Below are 1355 nucleotides of genomic sequence, written 5' to 3' on the forward strand. Positions count from 1 at the left end.
GCTGATCGACGCGATCCGGGTTAGGTTGCCCGCATGGCCGGAAAGGTGCCTTCGGTGGAGCTGGAGGTCGGGGACCGCACCGTGCGGATCTCCAACCCGGATCGCGTCTACTTCCCCGCGCGCGGGGAGACCAAGCTGGACCTCGCCCGCTACTACCTCGCGGTCGGGGACGGGATCGTGCGCGCGCTGCGGGACCGGCCGTGCATGATGCACCGGTTCCCGTCCGGGGTGGCGGGAGAGAAGGTGCACCAGAAGCGGCTGCCCCGAGGGGCGCCGCCGTGGGTTCGGACGGTGCGGGTGCACTTCCCCCGCTACGACCGGCACGCCGACGAGCTGTGCGTGACCGACGTGGCGGACGTGGTGTGGGCGGTGCAGATGTCGACCGTGGAGTTCCACCCGTGGAACTCCCGCGCCGCCGACACGGAGAAGCCCGACGAGTGGCGCATCGACCTCGACCCGATGCCCGACTGCCCGTTCTCCCGGGTCCGGCGGGTCGCGCACGTGGCGCACGAGGTGCTGGACGAGCTGGGCGCGGTGGGCTGGCCGAAGACCTCGGGCGGGTCGGGGCTGCACATCTACGTGCGGGTGAAGCCGGAGTGGGGTTTCGCCGACGTGCGGCGGGCGGCGTTGGCGTTCGCCCGCGAGGTCGAGCGGCGCGCGCCCGACGACGTGACGACGGCGTGGTGGCGGCGCGACCGCGACCCGCGCAGCCTGTTCGTGGACTACAACCAGAACGCGCGCGACCACACGATCGCCAGCGCCTACTCGGTGCGCGGGGTGCCGGAGGCGACCGTGTCCACGCCGGTGCGGTGGGACGAGGTCGACTCGCTGGACCCGCGCGACTTCACCATCGCCACCGTGCCCGCCCGCTTCGCGGAGCTGGGCGACCTGCACGCCGGGATCGACGACGCGGTGTTCTCGCTGGAGCCGCTGCTGGAGTGGGCCGACCGCGACGGCGAGGACGTCCCGGAGGAGTGACGGGTCAGCGCAGCACGCGCGGTCGGCGGCGGCCGGCCGCGATGCCGTTCTCCACGTGGTGCAGCGCCTCCCGCTCGGTCCACCCCTCGACGCCGATGTGCGCCGAGGCGGCGGCCAGGAGCACGGACATCGCCGTGACCTCGTCCAACCAGCCCGCGCCGACCAGTTCACCGAGCCGGCAGGCGGCGGTGAACACGATGTGCGCGCGTCCGCCGGGTCGGGCCTCGCGGACGCGTTCCACCTCGCCCTCCACCACGGCGGCGCGGTAGGCGTCGACCCGGCGCGGCGAGGGCCGTTGGACGGGGATCGGCAGGTCCTCGGGCGGCGGCGGGGTCAGCACGGCGACCAGCCACTCCGGCGCGGGCGCGACCGGCGCG

Annotated in this window: 1 protein-coding gene and 1 pseudogene; one reads left to right on the forward strand and one right to left on the reverse strand. The window is 74.2% G+C overall.

Annotation, left to right across the window (positions count from 1 at the left end):
• The first annotated feature begins 33 nt into the window (after nt 1–33).
• A complete protein-coding gene (gene ligD / locus AB0G02_RS40460) occupies nt 34–978 on the forward strand; it encodes a non-homologous end-joining DNA ligase (protein WP_360805913.1) in 945 nt (314 codons plus the stop codon).
• A 4-nt stretch (nt 979–982) separates the two neighbouring features.
• On the opposite strand, the pseudogene AB0G02_RS40465 reads toward ligD, so the two are convergent.
• Nucleotides 983–1355 (reverse strand): annotated as a pseudogene (locus AB0G02_RS40465) (DNA primase); the annotation flags it as partial.

Source organism: Actinosynnema sp. NPDC023658 (assembly GCF_040639995.1).
GTDB lineage: Bacteria > Actinomycetota > Actinomycetes > Mycobacteriales > Pseudonocardiaceae > Actinosynnema.